Annotated in this window: 1 protein-coding gene; it reads left to right on the top strand. The window is 46.5% G+C overall.

Features of this window, described 5'->3' with window-relative positions:
- The first annotated feature begins 263 nt into the window (after positions 1-263).
- On the top strand, positions 264-1,535 hold the full coding sequence (locus CHH91_RS17825) for an IS110 family RNA-guided transposase (protein ID WP_063609918.1): 1,272 nt from the start codon (positions 264-266) through the stop codon (positions 1,533-1,535).
- The last annotated feature ends 204 nt before the right edge of the window (positions 1,536-1,739 follow it).

Raw genomic sequence — 1,739 nt, forward strand, 5'->3', positions numbered from 1 at the left:
GTCATATAGGCGGCTTTGTCTGAACTATAGAAAACGACAGCATTGGCAACATCTTCATACGTGCAGCCCCGCCTTAAGGGCACCTTGTCGATATAGACTTGTTCGACTTCGCTTTCTTTGATGCCAAGTTTTTTCGCATAGGAGCATTCCTGTAATGAAGGTTTATGAGGTTTGAAACAAAAAGAGCCCCCTTGGTATGATACGAGGTGTCCAAAGCTGATCAGCGAAAAGGACCCTTAATTGATACCCAAGGAGGACTCGCAATGAATTATACACAAAACCAGAAAATCAAGCAAATCACACCATCCACCTTAATCATTGGCATTGATATCGCCAAAGACAAACATGTAGCCCGCGCTCAGGATGACCGGGGCATCGAGTTTGGGAAACGTCTGATCTTTGAAAACCACATTCATGGCTTTGAACAGCTAATTGTCTGGGCCGAACGATATGCACAAGAGAATGGAAAGAAGACCATCCTTTTCGGGGCAGAACCAACCGGTCACTATTGGAAAAACCTCGCTTATTACCTTGTTGCGAAGCATTACCAGTTCGTTGTCGTCAATCCCATGCACGTGAAAAAAAGCAAAGAGCTTGATGACAATTCACCAACGAAAAATGATACAAAGGACGCTAAAGTGATTGCACAGCTGATTAAAGACGGGCGATACTCCGTACCCAATCTCGTAGAAGGCATTTATGCGGAACTAAGAGAAGGCGCCAAAATAAGAGATCAGCTCGTCGAACAGCTTATGACCACAGAAGGCAGAATCCAAAATCTGATTCAGCGCTACTTCCCGGAATTCTTCGGTGTATTCGGAGACTGGGAAGGAAAAGCCGCCCTTTGTACGCTAAAGTTCTTTCCTTTTCCTTCTGACATTTCTCAGATGACTCCTGAAGAAGTGCTTCAGAAATGGAAGCCCTATGTCCAACGGGGAGTGGGAATCCAACGGGCGACAAAGCTGGTAGAAGCCGCAAAGAAAAGCATTGGTCTTTCCGTCGGCATTCGCTTTGCCAGGCAGGAAATGGGCTGCCTTCTCGACCAATACGAGCTGTTCAAGACCCAACTGGAAGAACTAGATCAGGACCTTGAAGAGGTGGGAAAGACCATTCCAGGAGCTAAAAAAATGATGGCTATTAAAGGGCTGGGAGTCGCTACCGTGACAACCATCCTGGCTGAGACAGGCGATCTGACCAAATACAGCCATCCCCAGCAGTTGATTAATTTAGCAGGGCTGTCTTTACGAGAAAATCGTTCAGGGAAATGGAAAGGACAAACCAAGATAACGAAGCGAGGCCGCAGTAAGCTCAGAAGAGCTTTATACCTTGCCATTCGCCCGCTCGTTGCCCATAATTCCACCTTTAAAGCCCTGCATTCCTATTACACAAAACGCCCTGATAAGCCGTTAAAAAAACAACAGTCATTGATTGCTTTGTGTGGGAAGTTACTGAAAGTTATTTTTGTCATTGGACAGCGTCAGTGTCCATTTGATGGTTCTAAGCTTTTGTGTGGCATCCCTCAGAACCAAGCATGACAGGCTGTATAAACGCTGACTTAACAAAATCATTTGAAGACAAACACCAACAGTGCAGAGCCGGAGCATATTTACCCCATTCGGGCATGGACCCAGTATAGGAGCATATCCGGCCTCCACACCACGGATACGCAGGACGAAGGAATGTATGGACTTTCTAGGGATCCAGAGAGACATGGGAGGGTGAGCGACCGTGAGCTGTGT

This window comes from Virgibacillus sp. 7505, assembly GCF_002272135.1.
Lineage (GTDB): Bacteria > Bacillota > Bacilli > Bacillales > Amphibacillaceae > Terribacillus.